The 17118-nt window shown below is 62.8% G+C and carries 13 protein-coding genes; 4 read left to right on the top strand and 9 right to left on the bottom strand.

The window, feature by feature from the left end:
• Window positions 1–91 precede the first annotated feature (91 nt).
• Window positions 92–1774, bottom strand: a complete 1683-nt coding sequence (locus J3364_RS04520) for a glycoside hydrolase family 57 protein (protein WP_349557117.1) — start codon at window positions 1772–1774, stop codon at window positions 92–94.
• Window positions 1764–3035 (bottom strand): glucose-1-phosphate adenylyltransferase, encoded by a 1272-nt coding sequence (gene glgC / locus J3364_RS04515; RefSeq protein ID WP_349557115.1) that lies wholly within the window; start codon window positions 3033–3035, stop codon window positions 1764–1766. Before glgC ends, J3364_RS04520 begins: the two co-directional genes overlap by 11 nt.
• A gap of 148 nt (window positions 3036–3183) precedes the next feature.
• On the opposite strand from glgC, the gene glgB reads away from it, so the two are divergent.
• Window positions 3184–5142 (top strand): 1,4-alpha-glucan branching protein GlgB, encoded by a 1959-nt coding sequence (gene glgB / locus J3364_RS04510; protein WP_349557113.1) that lies wholly within the window; start codon window positions 3184–3186, stop codon window positions 5140–5142.
• Window positions 5117–6610, top strand: a complete 1494-nt coding sequence (gene glgA, locus J3364_RS04505) for a glycogen synthase GlgA (RefSeq protein WP_349557111.1) — start codon at window positions 5117–5119, stop codon at window positions 6608–6610. Before glgB ends, glgA begins: the two co-directional genes overlap by 26 nt.
• On the opposite strand, the gene J3364_RS04500 is transcribed toward glgA, so the two are convergent.
• Window positions 6600–7271, bottom strand: a complete 672-nt coding sequence (locus J3364_RS04500) for a phosphoribosyltransferase (protein ID WP_349557109.1) — start codon at window positions 7269–7271, stop codon at window positions 6600–6602. The two genes, glgA and J3364_RS04500, sit on opposite strands and share 11 nt — an antisense overlap.
• 137 nt (window positions 7272–7408) lie before the next feature.
• Here J3364_RS04500 and J3364_RS04495 point away from each other — a divergent pair, with 137 nt between their 5' ends.
• Both J3364_RS04495 and J3364_RS04490 read left to right on the top strand, forming a co-directional pair.
• Window positions 7409–7885, top strand: coding sequence for a CBS domain-containing protein (locus J3364_RS04495; protein WP_349557107.1), 477 nt, complete (start codon window positions 7409–7411; stop codon window positions 7883–7885).
• A 100-nt stretch (window positions 7886–7985) separates the two neighbouring features.
• Window positions 7986–8759, top strand: coding sequence for a cyclic nucleotide-binding domain-containing protein (locus J3364_RS04490; RefSeq protein ID WP_349557106.1), 774 nt, complete (start codon window positions 7986–7988; stop codon window positions 8757–8759).
• Between the two features lie 19 nt (window positions 8760–8778).
• On the opposite strand, the gene J3364_RS04485 is transcribed toward J3364_RS04490, so the two are convergent.
• The 6 genes from J3364_RS04485 to arcA form a co-directional block, all read right to left on the bottom strand.
• Window positions 8779–9897 (bottom strand): ABC transporter permease, encoded by a 1119-nt coding sequence (locus J3364_RS04485; protein ID WP_349557104.1) that lies wholly within the window; start codon window positions 9895–9897, stop codon window positions 8779–8781.
• The gene (gene rbbA / locus J3364_RS04480) at window positions 9894–12614 is read right to left on the bottom strand and encodes a ribosome-associated ATPase/putative transporter RbbA (RefSeq protein WP_349557458.1); all 2721 of its coding nucleotides are present in this window, start codon (window positions 12612–12614) and stop codon (window positions 9894–9896) included. Before rbbA ends, J3364_RS04485 begins: the two co-directional genes overlap by 4 nt.
• Window positions 12611–13687 carry an HlyD family secretion protein gene (locus J3364_RS04475; RefSeq protein ID WP_349557457.1) on the bottom strand — a complete coding sequence of 359 codons (1077 nt, stop codon included), beginning with the start codon at window positions 13685–13687 and terminating at the stop codon, window positions 12611–12613. Before J3364_RS04475 ends, rbbA begins: the two co-directional genes overlap by 4 nt.
• Window positions 13688–13810: 123 nt before the next feature.
• On the bottom strand, window positions 13811–14743 hold the full coding sequence (gene arcC, locus J3364_RS04470; RefSeq protein WP_349557102.1) for a carbamate kinase: 933 nt from the start codon (window positions 14741–14743) through the stop codon (window positions 13811–13813).
• Between the two features lie 24 nt (window positions 14744–14767).
• Entirely contained in the window at window positions 14768–15778 is a 1011-nt protein-coding gene (locus tag J3364_RS04465; RefSeq protein WP_349557100.1) for an ornithine carbamoyltransferase, read from the bottom strand.
• 32 nt (window positions 15779–15810) lie between these two features.
• Window positions 15811–17064 carry an arginine deiminase gene (gene arcA, locus J3364_RS04460; protein WP_349557098.1) on the bottom strand — a complete coding sequence of 418 codons (1254 nt, stop codon included), beginning with the start codon at window positions 17062–17064 and terminating at the stop codon, window positions 15811–15813.
• Between the last annotated feature and the right edge of the window lie 54 nt (window positions 17065–17118).

Below are 17118 nucleotides of genomic sequence, written 5' to 3'. Positions count from 1 at the left end.
AAGTCACCTCCATTTACTTCATTTTCCGATGCCCTGACCGCGCGCTCATTGACCCGGATCAGATTTTCGCCCTTCCAGACGGCGCCCCGGGTTACTCTCCGGCGCCCAGCATGGTGTGCACGCCGGTGCCGCTGCGTGATCCCAGGCTCACCGCCTGGAACAGGTGGGAAGGCGGCGCCAGTTCGGCCATCCGATAAAGCGCCTGCAACTGCTGGCGGAACAGTCGCTCGAAAGGCGTTACGGCGACGGCATCATGCCCTTCGCCCATCCACCAGAACCAGTCCGAGCCCTCGCAGACCGCTAACTGCTTTTCAATCGCCCGGGCCTTGTCCGGGGGGAATTGACCGGCTTCGAGTAAAGGCCGCACCTGCCCGGCGGCTTCGGTCAGTAGCATCCAGGCCCGGTTCTTGTCAGGGTGGCCGATCCAGGTATCCAGTCGGCCGCCCACCCAACTGCCAGCGCGAAAATCCGGAATCGCCCCCACCACCGGGACGCTGACCAGTTCCCGGAAGAGAGAAAGCTGCAAACGCGGGTGAGCGGCGAGCGCGCGATACAGCATCCGGGTGAAATGCCAGCCCCGGTCGGGATAGCTCGGCCAGGGGTTTTCTCCGTCCAGGAAGACCGTGATCACGCAGGGCGCCGGACCCTGGTGGCCCTGCCCGATCGCTTCAAGCTGCTCGATAAAATGCGCGACGGCCGGTTCCGTTTCCCAGCCCTGGTAAGTGAAGCCGATCAGATCGGACAGGCCATCATCCCGGAAGAATCCCCTGAGCTCCCCGTCGGCGTGGCGAAAGGCCCCATGAGTCGTGACCAGATCCGGCGCGCCTTCATGCGGCAGCACCCGGGCGCTGCTGGCAAACCAGGCGAAGCCGGCCTCGGCCAGACAGCCGAGAACCGGCTGACTGATCGCCGCCTCGGACGGCCAGACGCCACTGGGCCGGGTATCGAACACCGTGCGGAAGGTGTCCAGTGCCGCGTTCAGGTGCCAGACCACCCGCGCCTTCCCGTCCGGATAGGCCGCCTCCGGCAACGTGATGTCCGGGATCGACTCCCGCGCACTGTCCAGATCCAGCAGCAGTGGCAGGATGGGATGCCCCCATGGATTCAGGCTCAGCTCGATCTGGCCCCGCTCCGCCAGCCGACGATACCGGGGCAGCAAGCCATCGAGGACGTCGGCGATCAGGCGGAAAAGTGCCCGGCGCTGCCGAAGATCGAAGTGCCGGCCCTGGACCATCAGTGAGCGCACCACGTCACTGCCCCGGTGCAAACTCTCACCACACCAGCCCAGATGCAGCCAGACGAGCAGGTCCGCCAGCAGCGACGGGGGCAGATAGGGCCGGCCTGCGGGATCCTCCAGGAACGGCCGGGCCAGCGCCACGCCCGTAGCGGCCGATGGCAGAGCGCGGGTAAACCAGTCGGGGATCTGCTGGGCGCAAAAGGCCAGCAGCTCTGCGGCGTCGGTTGTAGCCGGATCCGGCAAGGTTCCGGCGTATAGCGCATCCAGCAGGCGATCGCCCACCCGTTCGGCCGAGCCGGTGAGCACCGCCTGCAGGCGCCGGCTGTAGGCGAGTAACTGTTCCAGCAACACCGGCGAGAAATTGATCACGACCCGGGCATGCTGATCTTCCTCCAGGCGATGGATCAGGTCGCAGTAGCCGCCGATGCCATGCAGATAGCACCAGGGCAGCACAAATGGGCCGTCCTCCGGCAGGTTGTAGCCCGGTTGGTGCAGGTGCCAGCCAAGCACCACGCTGGCCTGCCAGTCAGAGGCCACGGGGGTAATCCTGCCCCAGGCGCTCGGGCGTGACGACCACAACGCCACCGGGCGAGATGTGGAAATGCTGGGCGTCGGTGGCCGGGTCGATGCCGATGTGCATGCCGTCCGGAATCCGGCAGCCGCGGTCGATCATCGCGCGCCGTATGCGGCAGTGACGGCCGACGCTGACATCCGGGAACACCACGGTCTGTTCAATCTCCGAGCCGGGTGCGACCGACGCGCGGGAGAACAGGACCGAACGTGACACCCGCCCGCCCTTCACCAGGCAGCCACCGGCAACGATGGCGTCCTCGGCCACGCCACTGTAGCCGTCAGACGTGACAAAACGGGCCGCCGGCAGTTGTTCCTGGAACGTCCAGATGGGCCAACTGACGTCGTAGAGATCCAGTTCCGGTGACGATTCGGTGAGTTCCAGGTTGGCCTGCCACAGGGAATCGACAGTGCCCACGTCCCGCCAGTAGGCCGAGCGCTTGCGAAACGGGTCCCGGAACGGAAAAGCCGCCACTTTGGCGTTTTCCACCATAGCGGGAATGATGTCCCGCCCGAAATCGTGGTGCGAGCCTTCCAGCCGGTGGTCCGCCAGGACCCGGTCGCACAGGGCCTCGGTGCGAAACACGTAGATCCCCATGGAAACGAGGGCCTTATCCGGTGTGCCGGGGATTGGACTCGGATCGGCCGGCTTCTCCCGGAACGACTGTACCCGGCTGTTCGAGTCCACCGCCAACACCCCGAAACTGGACGCCTCGGCCAGGGGCACCTCCACACAGCCCACAGTGACGTCCGCGTTGTTCTCCACATGAAACGCCAGCATGGTGCCGTAGTCCATTTTGTAGATGTGGTCGCCGGCGAGGATCAGGATAAACGCCGGCCGGTGGCTGCGGATGATGTCGAGGTTCTGTAACACCGCGTCGGCGGTGCCGGCATACCAGGCCGCCTCGATCCGCTGCTGGGCTGGCAGCAGCTCCACGAACTCACCCAGCTCTCCCCGCAGGAAGCCCCAGCCACGTTGGATATGACGGATCAGGGAATGCGACTTGTACTGGGTCACCACGCCGATCTGGCGAACGCCGGAGTTTACACAGTTGGAGAGCGCGAAATCGATAATCCGGAATTTGCCGCCGAACGGCACGGCCGGTTTGGCGCGCCAGTCCGTCAGGTCCCGTAACCGTGAACCGCGGCCGCCGGCCAGGATCAGAGCCAGGGTCTGGCGGGTCAGCCTGCTGACATAGCGGGCCGTGGACAGGGGTTGGTGGTTCATCGTCGATTCCCGCGCGTTTCCTGCAACTCTTTCCAACGCTATCAGGGCAATCTGGAAAAAGTTTGCTCCAGATCAGCAAATGCCGTTTCTCATGTGTGCTCAATAAGCAACAGAACCCCTGGAAACCGCTCGTGCAGGACGCCACAGAATGATCGCTGAAAACCACCCCGCGACCCAGTCGCTGACACTGTCACGGGAATCTCTTCAAGCGTTTGCCGAAGGCCGGACCTGGCAGGTGCAGTCGCTGCTGGGCGCCCACAGACGGATGGTGGAAGGGCAGCCCATGATCCGCTTCACGGTCTGGGCCCCGCGTGCGACGGAAGTCAGTGTGGTGGGGGACTTCAACGGCTGGCAGCGAGCCACCGATCCCCTGACGCCAATCGGGGATTCGGGCATCTGGTGTGCGGTGTCCGCGGCGGCCACCCCGGGCCAGCGCTACAAATTCGCCATCACCGGCGCCGACGGAGAAACCACTTTGCGGGCCGATCCCTGTGGTCTCCTGTTCGAGATGCGGCCAGCCAACGCGTCGGTGATCAGCGACGAGGATCGCCCCTACCGCTGGCACGACCACGACTGGCTGGCGCAACACGACCAGATCGACTGGCAACGCGCGCCTCTGGCCATCTATGAGGTCCACGCCGGATCCTGGCGCCGGCACTTCAACGGCCACTGGTACACCTATCGCGAACTGGCCTATGCGCTGGTGCCCTATGTCCGCTCACTGGGCTTCACGCACATCGAGCTGATGCCGCTGAATGAATACCCCCTGGACGAATCCTGGGGCTACCAGTCCACCGGCTATTTCGCCCCCACCAGTCGCTACGGCAGCCCGGACGACTTGCGCTTCCTGGTGGACTACTGCCACCAGAATGGACTGGGCGTGATCCTCGATTGGGTGCCGGGCCATTTCCCCACCGATCGTCACGCTTTGGCACTGTTCGACGGCGCGCCGCTCTATGAACAGGGCGACCCGGTCCATCAGCTGCATCCCCAGTGGGGCACGCTGAACTTTGATTACAGCCGTCCGCAGGTGCGGGATTTTCTGGTTTCCAGCGCACTCCACTGGCTCAGCGATTTCCACATGGATGGCCTGCGGGTCGACGCCGTGGCCTCCATGCTTTACCTGGACTTCAGCCGGGGCCCCGGGCAGTGGCGACCCAACCGGGAAGGCGGCAATGAAAACCTGGACGCCATCGTGTTCCTGCGGACCCTGAACGAGCAGTGCCAGCGCCGGCACCCGGGTGCGCTGATCATCGCCGAAGACTCCACCGACTGGTCCGGCGTCACCCACCCCGTGGACGACGGCGGGCTCGGCTTCCAGTTCAAGTGGAACCTGGGCTGGATGAACGACACCCTGCGCTACCTGGCACTGGATCCCGTCTACCGCAGCTTTCATCACAACCTGCTCACGTTCGGCCTACTCTACGCCTTCAGCGAGCATTTCGTGCTGCCGCTGTCCCACGACGAGGTCGTGCATGAAAAGGCCAGCCTGGTCAGCAAGATGCCCGGCGATCCCTGGCAAAAACTCGCCAACCTGAGGCTGCTCTATCTCTTCATGTACGGCTACCCCGGCGCCAAATTGCTGTTCATGGGGAACGAGTTTGCCCAGACCACCGAGTGGAACGCGCTCGACGAGCTGGACTGGCAGGCCCTGCGGCACGGTGAGGGCCAAGGCATCCGCAATCTGGTACGCGACCTGAACGACCTCTATCGCCGCAGCCCACCGCTCTGGCCCAATGACCGGACATCCCACAGTTTCCAGTGGCTGGATTGCCACGACGGTCGCCATTCGGTGGTCAGTTTCGTGCGCCAGGACGCGACGGAACACCTGGTTTTTGTCCTCAATTTCACCCCGGTGCCCAGACAGAATTACCGCATCAGCATGCCCTCGATGGCCCGCTACGCGGAGTGTCTGAACACGGATTCCCATCATTATGGCGGCTCGAACCTGGGCAACCCGCTTCCCCTGACACCGCAACCGGTGCCCTGGATGGGTCTGTCCCAGTCCGTGACCCTCACCCTGCCACCGCTGGGCGGCGTGGTGCTGAAGCCGCTACGCGATGATCACCCGACGGATGCCGATGAAAATTCTGCAGATCACCTCTGAGCTGCCCCAATTGGCACAAGTGGGCGGGCTGGCCGATATGGTGGACGGCCTCAGCCGCGGTCTGGTGCGCAACGGCCACGACGTGGCCTGCCTGCTGCCCGCCTATCCGGCCACTCTGGCAGCACATGGTCCTGCTAAAGACGACCTGACCACCCGCTTCCTGCTGGACGGCGAGCCGGTCACCCTGATCCACAAGGCGCCCTCGCCCGGCGGGCCGGTGGTCCTGTTGGCGTCCCATCCACTGCTATCCAGCGTTCCGGAGACCGATGGCCAACCGACCGGTGGTGATGGCGTCTATCGCCTATGGCCGGGAGACGACGACCGGGCCAGCGCCATCCGTTTTGCGCTATTCTGCCGGATCGCCGTGTTGATCGCGGAAAACCAGTGCGGGCTGGACTGGCAGCCGGATATCATTCACTCCCACGACTGGCCCACGGCGCTGGTCAACGCCCTGCTGGCCCGTCGGCAGAGCGCGATCGCCCGGGTCTTCACGATCCACAACCTGGGCTACCGTGGCCTGATCGATCGCCCGACCTTCGATCAGCTCCAGCTCAGCGCTGACCTCTGGCAACCCTCGGAACTGGAATTCCACTGTCAGTGCGCCCTGATCAAGGCAGGGCTGATCCATGCCCAGCAGGTGACGGCGGTCAGCCCTACCTACACCCGCGAAATGGCCACACCAGAGCAGGGTCAGGGGCTCGATGGATTGATCCGCCACCTTGGCGACAAGCTGACCGGCGTTCTCAACGGCATCGACATCGACCGCTGGAATCCGGCGGCCGATCCACACCTGCCCTTTGATTACTCGCCCACCCAGCCATTCGGAAAGACGCTCTGTAAAACCACCCTGAAGGCCTGGCTCGAACTCGACAGCCCGGACGACAGACCGCTGATCGGTTTCATCGGGCGGCTGGTGGACCAGAAAGGGATCGACCTGCTGATTGGCGCGGCGCCGACGCTGCTGGAGCGCGGCTGTGACCTGGTGGTTCTGGGTAGCGGTCAGCCGGATTACGAGCACCAGCTCCAGCAGTTGGCTCACCAGTACGCGGCGGACATGGTCGTCCACATTGGCTTCGATGCCGCCCTCGCTCACCAGATCCTGGCGGCAGCCGATGTGCTGTTGGTGCCGTCCCGCTTTGAGCCCTGCGGCCTGGTGCAGATGTACGCGATGCGCTACGGCACGGTGCCCGTGGCCCGGCGCACCGGTGGATTGGCCGACAGCATCAGCGACCCCGCAGACGCGTCAGGCGGGCAACAGACCGGCTTCCTGTTCGAAGGCGACGACCCCGGCGCCCTGATCCATGCCGTGGACCGGGCCCTGGTCCTGTATCACCAGCGTGAGGCCTGGGAAGACCTGCGCAATGAGCTGATGACGGTCGACTGGTCCTGGACGCGTCCTGTGGAAGCGTACGAGCGGATCTACCGGCGTGCCCTGCACGAGGCCGCCACGAACGGCGCTACGACGTAGCCCGGTTGGGAGCCAGGCGTTGCGCCTCTTCCAGGGCCTCGATGACTTCCTCTTCGCTGACCTGCTGGAAATCGCCATACCACAGGCCGACGGAATTGAAAATCTTCGGCTCCTGCAGGCAGACACAGTCGTCGGCGATGCTGGAAAAACGCGCCGTGGTGCCCTGCGGGCCCACTGGGACAGCAACGATGATGCGTCGGGCCTCACGCTTGCGTAACACCTGGACCGCCAATTCCATGGTGGCACCGGTGGCCACCCCGTCGTCCACCAGGATCACGGTGCGACCGGCAACCGGTGCCGGCTTGCGCACCAACCGAAACCGTCGAATGCGGGAGGCCAGTGTATCCAGCTCCCGCTGTTGCACCCGCTCCAGCTCCTCCGCCGTCACGCCGACGGCACGGATCAAGCGATGATCGAGATAGCGAGTGCCGTCCTCGGCAATGGCCCCCATGGCCACTTCCGGCTGACGCGGCAGCCCCAGCTTACGCAGGTTCAACACTTCCAGTTCCAACCCCAGGGCCTGGGCAATCTCACGCGCGACCGGTACGCCGCCGCGGGGCAGTCCCAGCACCAGGGCGTCAGCAGGCACCGAATGGGTCTTCAGCGTCCGGGCCAGCTCAGCGCCCGCCGCTTCACGGTCTTTGAACAGGGTCTTCAACATAGGGCCTCCGAACGGAAAGCGATCTACAGATTCACTATATGAGTGAAACGGCCTGATTGAAGTTTGACCTGAGTCAGAAAAGGGCCTGAGCACTCCACTAAATTGCAAGCAGGGACAATCAAGCGGAGGGCTCTATCATGTTGGTCAAGGACATCATGCACAAAGACATCCACTGCTGCAGCACGTCGAATTCACTGGATGACATTGCCAACCAGATGTGGAACGAAGACGTGGGCTTCATGCCCATACTGGACAAGGACGACAAACTCGCCGGGGTGGTGACGGACCGGGATATCGCCATGGCCGCGGTCCTGAAACACCGCCCGCTCTGGGAAATCAGCGCTTCAGAGATGGTCACCGGCCGGCCCTGCCACGTCTGCCACCCGGACGATGAAGTGCACAAGGCCCTGAACGTGATGGGCGCCTCACGCATCCGGCGGGTTCCGGTCATCGACGGTGAACAGCGTTTAAAGGGCATCATCGGTCTGAAAGACATTGCCGATCATACCGGCAGCGGTGGCAAGTCAAAAAATGCCGGCGGCCTGACCTCGGAGGAATTGCTGGGCACGATCCAGAGGATCTGCAAGCCCAACCTGCTGCAAGCGAGCGCTTAAGAAACTCCGGATTAAAACCGATCTGATTATGCCGTTTTGTCATTGGCGATCTCGGATCAGCCGATTTAGGGTCAGGGGGTAGAAATGGAGGAACGACCTCATGGACATGCCCGAATCGGCAAATCCCTTTGCGTTGCCCCGGTCTTGCTCCCATTGCCGGCTGGGGCATCTCTGCCTTCCAAGGGCCTGTAGTTTTCAGGAGCTCGGATTACTCGACACCATCATCGGATACCAGCCGCCCTATCCTCCCAAGCAGCGTATATTCAGCCAGGGCAGCCCTTTCCATTCGTGCTATGTCGTCAAGAGTGGCTCGGTCAAGACGGTCTACGTCAACGAGCAGGGTGAGGAAAAAGTGCTGGGGTTCTACCTGCCCAGTGAAATGTTCGGGTTCGAGGGGATTTTCCGGGACAGCCACACCTGCTCGGCCATTGCACTGGAACGCACCACGATCTGCCACATTTCCTTCAGGAATCTCGAACAGCTCGCTACCCAATTGCCCTCCCTGCAACACTGGATGTTTCGCATGATGAGCCACGAACTCAACATCCTGGAGCAACTCAACCGCTGGCTGAGCCAGAACAGCGCCGAAGAACGGATTATCGGGTTCCTGCTGGACCTGTCCACGCGGCAAAGCGCGCGCAACCTGTCGCCGACCCGTTTCCGACTGGCCATGAACCGCAGTGACATTGCCAACTTCCTCGGCATGGCGCTGGAAACCGTGAGCCGGATCCTGGCTCGCCTGCAGCGGGAACGACTGCTGGACATTCGTGGTCGCGAGGTCATCATCAACGACTTGGCCACCCTGCATCGCTTTAAATCCACTGATGACAACGCCAACGATGGCCTTAATCGCCACCTGATCGGTATCGGTTAACAGAGCACACGCAGCCCGCCTAACGCAGCGATTGGCGGAGCCGTGAGAGGGCGTACAGGAAGAATGCCGACCCAATCCCCACCAACGCCAGCAGCTGCGGCCACACTATCGTGAATCCGGCACCCCGGAAAAGGATGCCCTGCCCCAACTGGACAAAGTGAGTCGTGGGTGCCAGAAGCATCACGTACTGGATCAGCGGCGGCATGCTCTCGCGCGGCGTTACCCCACCGGACAGCATCTGCAGAGGAATCAGCACCAGGATCACCAGCAGCCCCAGCTGCGGCATGGAGCGGGCCACGGTGCCGAAGAAGATACCCATCGAAGTGGTGGCAAAAAGGTGCAACGCCGTGCCCAACAGAAATAGCATCAGCGATCCGGAAATTGGCACGTTCAGCCAGGCTTCCACCACAAAACGCAGGGAAAAAGCAGACGCGGCCAGTACGACCAGGCCCATGGACCAGACCTTGGCCGCCATGATCTCAAAGGGCGTGACGGGCATGACCAGCAGATGCTCGATGGTGCCATGCTCTCGCTCGCGGATCAGGGCCGCGCCGGTGAGGATGATCGACAGCATGGTGATCTGGTCGATCACGGCATTGACCGCGCCGAACCAGCTCTGGTCCAGGTTGGGATTATAGACCGCGCGTACGACCGCCTGGACGGGCTGGGGCATCCCGACGCCCTGGTCTTTCAGAAAGGCGGCCACTTCCGTCTGGATAATCTGCTGGATATAGCCGGCGCCGGTAAACGCCTGACTGACCTGGGTGGCATCGACGTTCAGCTGCACCGTCGTGGCGTTTCCCCGCAACAGGTCTCGCTGGAAATTCAAGGGGATGTTGAGTGTAAAGGTGTACCGCCCCTTGTCCATCCCCTCATCCATGGCAGCATGGCTCGCTTGCACCGGCGCAACGAAGTAAGGGGCCTGAAAGGCATCGATGATGCGCCGCGACACCGGCGACTGATCCTCATCGACCACGGCGATGGTTGCCCGATAAAGCGCTTCGGGCTCACCGGTGGCGCTGGCGTGAACGCTCAGCGTAAACGCATAAATGATCAGGATCACCATGGCCGGATCCCGGAACAGGGTCCGCAGCTCCTTGATGCCCAGTTGCAGGATGTTGGACAACGAACGCCTCATTTTTCCTGCTTCCTCAGGCCGGCAACGCTGGCCAGGATCAGCACCGGAACGGTGACCAACAACGCCAGGAAATAGGGGTAGAGATCCGCCATGCCCAGCGCCTTGGAGAACACGCCCCGGCTGATCAACAGGAAATGACTGGTGGGGTACAGGTGGCCAATGAATGCCGAAGCGCCCTCCATGGAGGATACCGGATGCACAATGCCGGAGAACTGGATGGCCGGAATCAGGGTCGCAATGGCGGTGCCGAAAATCGCCGCAATCTGGCTGTTGAACAGCGACGACATCAGCAGTCCCAGACCGGTGGAGCACATCACGTACAACAAAGCACCGAGCGTCAACGTGACCAGGCTGCCCTTGATCGGAACGCCAAACACCGTCGCCGCCACCAGCGCCATCAACAGGAAGTTGATCAGCCCCATGCCGATATAGGGCAACTGCTTGCCCAGCAGGAACTCCAGCCGGGTCACTGGCGTGACGTAAAAGTTGGTGATCGACCCCAGCTCCTTCTCCCGCACCACGCCCAGCGCCGTCAGCATGGCCGGAATCATCATCAGCAGCAGGGGAATCACCGCGGGCACCATGGCCGGCAAACTCTCCACATCCGGGTTGTAGCGATAGCGAATGGCCACATCGACGCGGGCGCCGGTGGCGTTATCGCCCTGATCCCGGGCCAATTCCTCGATATAAGCGCCGTGAATGCCCTGAGCGTAGCCCTGTACGGTATTCGCACGGTTGGGGTTCGCGCCATCGACCCAATAGGCCACCTGGGGCGTGTCGCCGCGTTTGAGATCCCGCCCGAAATGGGGCGGGATTTCCACCGCGAGGCTGATGTCGCCGCTACGCAGCCGCTGATCCATATCCTCATAGCTGGTCAAGGGGGGCTTTTCCCGGAAATAGCGAGAGCCGGACAGGTTGAGCGCGTAGCCCTGACTGGCCGTCGTCTGATCCCGATCCAGTACGGCAAAATTCAGATCCTCGACGTCCATGGTGATGCCGTAGCCCATGATGAACATCAGCAGCAGTGTGCCGACCAGGGCCATGGTGGCGCGCACCGGGTCACGCCGCAGTTCCATACTTTCCAGTCGGGCGTAGCTGAGCAGGCGACGGCGACTGAAACGGGGCGGCGTGCCCGTCTCCGGCACATCGACGGGCACGGCGTTGGGCGGTTCCGGGAACGGTTCGCTGTCGTCGCTGGCATCCCGCAGACAGGCAATAAAGGTGTCTTCCAGGGTGGTCGAGTCGTGCCTGGCCATCAGGGCCTGGGGCGTGCCGCTGTCCAGCACCCGACCGGCATGCATCAGTGAAATGCGGTCGCAGCGCATGGCCTCGTTCATAAAATGCGTCGAAATAAAGAGGGTGACACCGTCTTCCCGGGACATGCGGATCAATTGTTCCCAGAAATTGTCCCGTGCGATCGGATCCACGCCGGAGGTGGGTTCATCGAGGATCAGAATCTCCGGTTGATGGAGGATGGCAACAGCCAGCGACAATCGCTGACGAACCCCGAGTGGGAGCTTGCCGGAGGTCTGGTCGACCACTCCCTGCAGATCGAAACGCTCCAGCAACGCCCGCCGTCGAGCGGCATACCCGCCGGTCGACAGGTGAAACAGGCGGGCGTGCAGGTCCAGGTTCTGCCCGACGGTCAACTCGCCGTACAGTGAGAACGCCTGGGACATGTAGCCGACCCGACGACGAGTTTCGATGTCATGCGGGTCCACGGGCTCGCCGAACAGCCGGGCCTCGCCCGCTTCGAAGGGCAACAGGCCGGTCAGCATCTTCATGGTGGTGGTCTTGCCACAGCCGTTGGAGCCGAGAAACCCGAAAATCTCGCCTCGCTCGATCCGGAAATCCACGCGATCCACCGCCGTGAAATCGCCAAAGCGTTTGGTCAGCCCATGGGCTTCAATGGCCACCCCGTCGTTGACGGACCGGGGTGGAATGACGAGCTCCCGGTGCCGACCGTTCCGGCTTTCCGGCAACAACTGGATAAAGGCGCGTTCCAGCGAATCGCAACCGGTCTTTTCCAGCAGGCCAATCGGCGTGCCGGTGTCCAGAATCCGACCACCGTTCATGGCGACGAGCCAGTCAAACCCCGCCGCTTCGTCCATGTAGGCCGTGGCGACCAGCACACTCATACCCGGGCGCTGGCGCCGTATGCGTTCGATCAGCGCCCAGAACTGGCTCCTGGAAAGGGGGTCAACGCCAGTGGTGGGCTCGTCGAGAATCAACAGGTCCGGATCATGGATCAGGGCGCAACAGAGGCCCAACTTCTGCTTCATGCCGCCGGAGAGTTTGCCGACAGGTCGCTCGGTAAATCTGGACAGGCCGGTGCTGCGGGTCAGGTCCGCGATGCGACGGTCGCGCTCTTCCCGCCCCTGGCTGAACAGGCGACCAAAGAACTCAAGGTTCTCCCGCACGGTCAGCGACAGATACAGGTTCCTGCCCAGCCCTTGGGGCATGTAGGCGATGCGTGGCCCCGTCAGGCGCCGGTGTGTGGCATTCGCCATATCGCCACCCAGAACGGTGATCGTACCGGACTGGATACGCCGGCAGCCGGCTATCAATGCCAGCAGGCTGGACTTGCCGACGCCATCGGGTCCAATCAACCCGACGACCTGGGCCGCCGGAACGTCCAGGGTCAGATTGTCCAGGGCCTGCACTTTGCCGTAACGCAGACCGACCTCTCGCAGACGGGCAACGCATTCCCGGCTCATGGTGAGACGTTTACGGTCAGGTTTTCCGGCCAACGGGTGTCCGGGTCCAGTTTGATGTAAGCCATACCCGGCAGGCCCGTTTTGACCTGCTCAATGTGCTCTCGCAGCAACGCAGGATCAATTCGTGCCCGAATGCGGAACATGAGTTTCTCCCGCTCGCTCTGGGTCTCCACCGTCTTGGGTGTGAACTGGGCCACGCTGGAGACGAAGCTGACGCGCGCTGGCAACACATAGCCGGGTGCCGCGTCCAGCACCAGGTGGACATCATCCCCCAGCGCCACCCGGCCGGCCTCCGACGTGGGCAGGAAGAACGTCATGTACACGTCGGTCAGGTCCACGAGGTTGAGCACCTTGCCGCCAACCCCCAACACCTCGCCGGGCTCGACGATGCGGTACTGGACCCGCGCCACCCGATCCGCGCGCAGCTCACTGTCGTCCATATCCGCCTGCACCCTGGCCACCGCCGCCTCTGCCGCCTCGATCGCGGATTCGGCCTCGACCACCTGGGAACGGGATGCCGCAATCGCGGCGTCGGTTGCCGAGACCTGAGCCCGCGCCACCGCCAGCGCAGCCTCAGCACTCTGCATATTGGCGCGATCGTCATCGACCTGCTGACGGGAGATCGAGTTGCGTTCCAGCAGAGTATTGGAACGTTCGAAGCGTTTCCTGGCCGCAGTCAATTCAGCCTGGCGTTGCAACACGACCGCTTCGGCGGACGCCTTGTTGCTCTCATTCTGAGCCACCAGGGCATGCGCCGTTTCTAGCGCATTGCGGGCGCGCTGACGTTCGGCGCGAACCTGACGTAATTCGGCCTCCAGCGATCGGGTGTCCATCCGCGCCAGGACCTGACCGGGCTCCACGAAGTCCCCTTCCCGGACCAGAATCTCTTCGACGCGCCCCGCCAGCTTGGTCGCAATATCAATCCCGGTCGCCTCAATGCGACCGTTGCCCGAGACGATCCCATCACCGAGCTCGTCAGGCCGCATTTCATACCAGGTTGCCCAGCCAATAAAGGCCAGTACAACCGTGACCAGTAAGGCGCGGTAAAGCGATTTCTTCATCTTGGGCGTCATGATCGAAAGGGGCTCTCCCATTCTTGTCTGTCGGGGCATAACGCCCCGAGACAACCGGCTTCGCTGCAGGCGAAGCGGTCACCGTATGTCGTGGGCGTAGACGCGGGCGTCTGGTAGATCAGGCTACTGGCGATAATCGATTCCGGGTTCAGACAGGCTCACCCGGGTGCCCGCCCGGCCAGCTACAATCCCCTCAATGTCAGCCAGCGAACCGATCACCGCGGTCTTTCCGGTCCGCCGGGTGAAGTCGCAGGCGGCCTGAACCTTGGGGCCCATAGAGCCTGCAGCAAATGACAGCGCCTGCAGATCGTCGGGATGCGCCCGGGCGATGGCCCGCTGGGCGGGCTGCCCCCAGTCGACGTAGACGGCCTCCACATCCGTCGCAATGATCAGCAGATCACTGCCCAGCTGCTCCGCCAACAGGGCTGAGCAGAGATCCTTGTCGATCACGGCTTCGATGCCGTGCAGCTTGCGACCGGCATCGTAGACGGTCGGAATCCCCCCGCCCCCGGCACAGATCACCACGCTGCCCTTTTCCAGCAGCCACTTCACGGGCCGGATTTCGAAGATGCGCCTGGGCTGTGGGCTGGGCACAACCCGGCGGAACCGATCACCATCCGGCGCCATGTGCCAGCCTTTCTCGGCGGCGAGCCTGTCCGCCTCCTCGCGCGAATAAACCGGTCCGATCGGCTTGCTGGGATGCTGGAAGGCCGGGTCGGAAGCATCCACTTCGACCTGGGTAAGAATCGTGGCGAACGGCGTCTCGACCGGCAGCAGGTTGCCCAGTTCCTGTTCGATCATGTACCCGATCATGCCCTCGGTCTGGGCCCCCAATACGTCCAGCGGATAGGGCTCGACCTGGCTGTAGGCGGCACCCTGCAGCGCCAGCAATCCCACCTGAGGGCCGTTGCCATGGGCGATCACAAGCTCATTCCCGGGAATGATCCGGGCCAGCTGTTCGCAGGCGACCCGCACATTCTGGCGCTGGTTTTCTGCGGTCAGCGGTTCGCCCCGGCGTAACAGAGCATTCCCGCCGAGGGCAGCGACGATACGCATTCAGTCTCTCCTCTGCCGGGGGCGTCAGATATCGCCCAGGGTGGACACCAGGACTGCCTTAATGGTGTGCATGCGGTTCTCGGCCTGTTCGAACGCGATGCAGGCGGGGGATTCAAAGACCTCATCGGTCACTTCAATCCCGTTGCTGAGCTCTGGATACTGGTCGGCAATCTGCCGACCGACCTTGGTCTCAGCGTTATGGAAGGCCGGCAGGCAGTGCATGAACCGCACCCGTGGGTTCCCGCTGGCATCCAGCAGCGCCTTGTTCACCTGGTAGGGCCGCAGCAAACGGATCCGCTCACCCCAGGTTTCGATCGGCTCGCCCATGGAGACCCACACATCCGTGTGGATGAAGTCGACACCCTGCACGGCCTCTTGCGGGCTCTCGGTGAGGGTCAGCCGGGCCCCTGACGCTTCCGCAAACTGTCGGCAGGCCGCAATGTGTTCCTCCGAAGGCCAGAGGGCTTTCGGAGCCCCGATCCGCACGTCCATCCCCAGCTTGGCGCCAATCAGCAGCAACGAGTTGCCCATGTTGTTGCGGGCATCCCCCAGGTAGGCATAGCGAATGTCGTGCAGCGGCTTGTCGCTGTGCTCACGCATGGTCAGCACGTCGGCCAGCATCTGGGTCGGATGGTATTCATCGGTGAGGCCGTTGAAGACCGGCACCCCAGCGTACTGGGCCAGGTCCTCGACAATCGCCTGCCCTGCCCCTCGGTATTCGATGGCGTCGTACATCCGCCCCAGCACACGGGCGGTGTCCTTCATGGTTTCCTTGTGCCCGATCTGTGACGACGTGGGATCGATATAAGTGACGTTGGCCCCCTGCTGATAGGCCGCTACTTCAAAGGCACAACGGGTTCGTGTGGAGGTCTTCTCAAAGATCAGGGCAATGTTCTTGCCCCGAAGATGCTGCTGCTCGGTACCGGTGTAACGCGCCCGCTTGAGATCCCGGGACAGGTCCAGCAGGTATTGCAGCTCGCGGGTGCTGTGGTGCATCAGACTGAGCAGGCTGCGGTTGTGGGTATTGAACGCCATGTGAAAACCTCCGTGACAATGTTCCGTTTGCGTCAGTAATCGACGGGATCGCGTACGATGGGACAGGTCATACAGTGGCCGCCACCGCGCCCCCGGCCCAGCTCGCTGGCATCGATGGTGATGACTTCGACGCCGGCCTTGCGCAGCAATGTGTTGGTGGAGGTGTTGCGGTCGTAACCGATGACGACGCCGGGCTCGATGGCCACCACGTTATTGCCGTCGTCCCACTGCTCCCGTTCCGCTTCGTAGCTGTCACCGCCGGTTTCCACCACGCGCAGCGCCTTCAGTCCCAGCGCCTGAGCCACGACGTCCAGGAAGCTGCCCTCTTCACGCCGCAGGTCGATTCCTCCCGGCTTGCTCTCATCCGGGCGCAGGCTAAAGGCCACGATGGATTGCACGGCTTCGGGAAAAACGGTCACCAGATCCCGGTCGCAGAAGCTGAAGACCGTATCCAGGTGCATGGCCGAACGGGCCTTGGGCAGGCCGGCAACGATCACCCGTTCGGCGGCGCCCTCATTGAAGAGGGATTGAGCCAGTTGGCCGATGGCCTGGCGCGACGTCCGCTCCCCCATGCCGATCAACACAATGCCGTTGCCGATCGGCATCACATCGCCACCTTCCAGCGTGGCCATACCGTGATCCTGATCCGGATCGCCATACCAGACTTTGAAGTCGGCCTCCGCAAACTCCGGATGAAATCGATAGATGGCGGTGGCCAGCAGGGTCTCTTGGCGTCTCACGAGCCAGTGCATGGGATTGAGGGACACGCCGCCGTAGATCCAGCAGGTCGTGTCCCGGGTAAACAGGGTGTTCGGCAGCGGCGGGAGGACAAAGCTGGAGTGCCCCAGGTAATCCCGGAACAGCTTGACGATGCTGCCACTGTGATCGCCGGGCAGATCATCACCGGACACCCCGCCAATCAGGAATTCGGCCAACCGGCGCGGCTCCTGCTCCTCCAGCCAGGCCCGCACTTCGTCCTGCAGGCCCAGTCCGACCAGGTTGGGTGTGATCTTGCGATCCAGGATCCAGTCCCGGGCCTCGGGATTCCTGACGGTTTCCGTGAGCAGATTGTGCATTTCCAGCACTTCGACCCCGCGTTCCCGCATTTTGGTGACGAAGTCAAAGTGATCCCGTTTGGCCTGGTTGACCCAGAGCACATCATCGAACAGCAGATCGTCGCAGTTACGGGGCGTCAGCCGCTGGTGCGCCAGGCCCGGTGAACAGACCAGGACCTTTCTCAGCTTGCCAATTTCCGAGTGAACACCGAGGGTTTGGGGGCCAGACATGGCACATCTCCTTGTCTTGGATAGGAAGAAGCGTTTTGAGCACCGGCGAACAGC

The sequence above is a fragment of the Marinobacter sp. NFXS9 genome (assembly GCF_040148665.1).
In the GTDB taxonomy this organism is placed as follows: domain Bacteria; phylum Pseudomonadota; class Gammaproteobacteria; order Pseudomonadales; family Oleiphilaceae; genus Marinobacter_A; species Marinobacter_A mangrovi.
Note: the sequence above shows the minus strand (reverse complement) of the source record. Positions and strands in the feature narration are given on the sequence as shown.

Coding starts and splice junctions, on each gene's coding strand:
- glgC (WP_349557115.1), bottom strand. CDS start 3,035: ATGAACCACCAACCCCTGTCCACGGCCCGCTATGTCAGCAGGCTGACC.
- glgB (WP_349557113.1), top strand. CDS start 3,184: ATGATCGCTGAAAACCACCCCGCGACCCAGTCGCTGACACTGTCACGG.
- glgA (WP_349557111.1), top strand. CDS start 5,117: ATGAAAATTCTGCAGATCACCTCTGAGCTGCCCCAATTGGCACAAGTG.
- J3364_RS04500 (WP_349557109.1), bottom strand. CDS start 7,271: ATGTTGAAGACCCTGTTCAAAGACCGTGAAGCGGCGGGCGCTGAGCTG.
- J3364_RS04495 (WP_349557107.1), top strand. CDS start 7,409: ATGTTGGTCAAGGACATCATGCACAAAGACATCCACTGCTGCAGCACG.
- J3364_RS04490 (WP_349557106.1), top strand. CDS start 7,986: ATGGACATGCCCGAATCGGCAAATCCCTTTGCGTTGCCCCGGTCTTGC.
- J3364_RS04485 (WP_349557104.1), bottom strand. CDS start 9,897: ATGAGGCGTTCGTTGTCCAACATCCTGCAACTGGGCATCAAGGAGCTG.
- rbbA (WP_349557458.1), bottom strand. CDS start 12,614: ATGAGCCGGGAATGCGTTGCCCGTCTGCGAGAGGTCGGTCTGCGTTAC.
- J3364_RS04475 (WP_349557457.1), bottom strand. CDS start 13,687: ATGACGCCCAAGATGAAGAAATCGCTTTACCGCGCCTTACTGGTCACG.
- arcC (WP_349557102.1), bottom strand. CDS start 14,743: ATGCGTATCGTCGCTGCCCTCGGCGGGAATGCTCTGTTACGCCGGGGC.
- J3364_RS04465 (WP_349557100.1), bottom strand. CDS start 15,778: ATGGCGTTCAATACCCACAACCGCAGCCTGCTCAGTCTGATGCACCAC.
- arcA (WP_349557098.1), bottom strand. CDS start 17,064: ATGTCTGGCCCCCAAACCCTCGGTGTTCACTCGGAAATTGGCAAGCTG.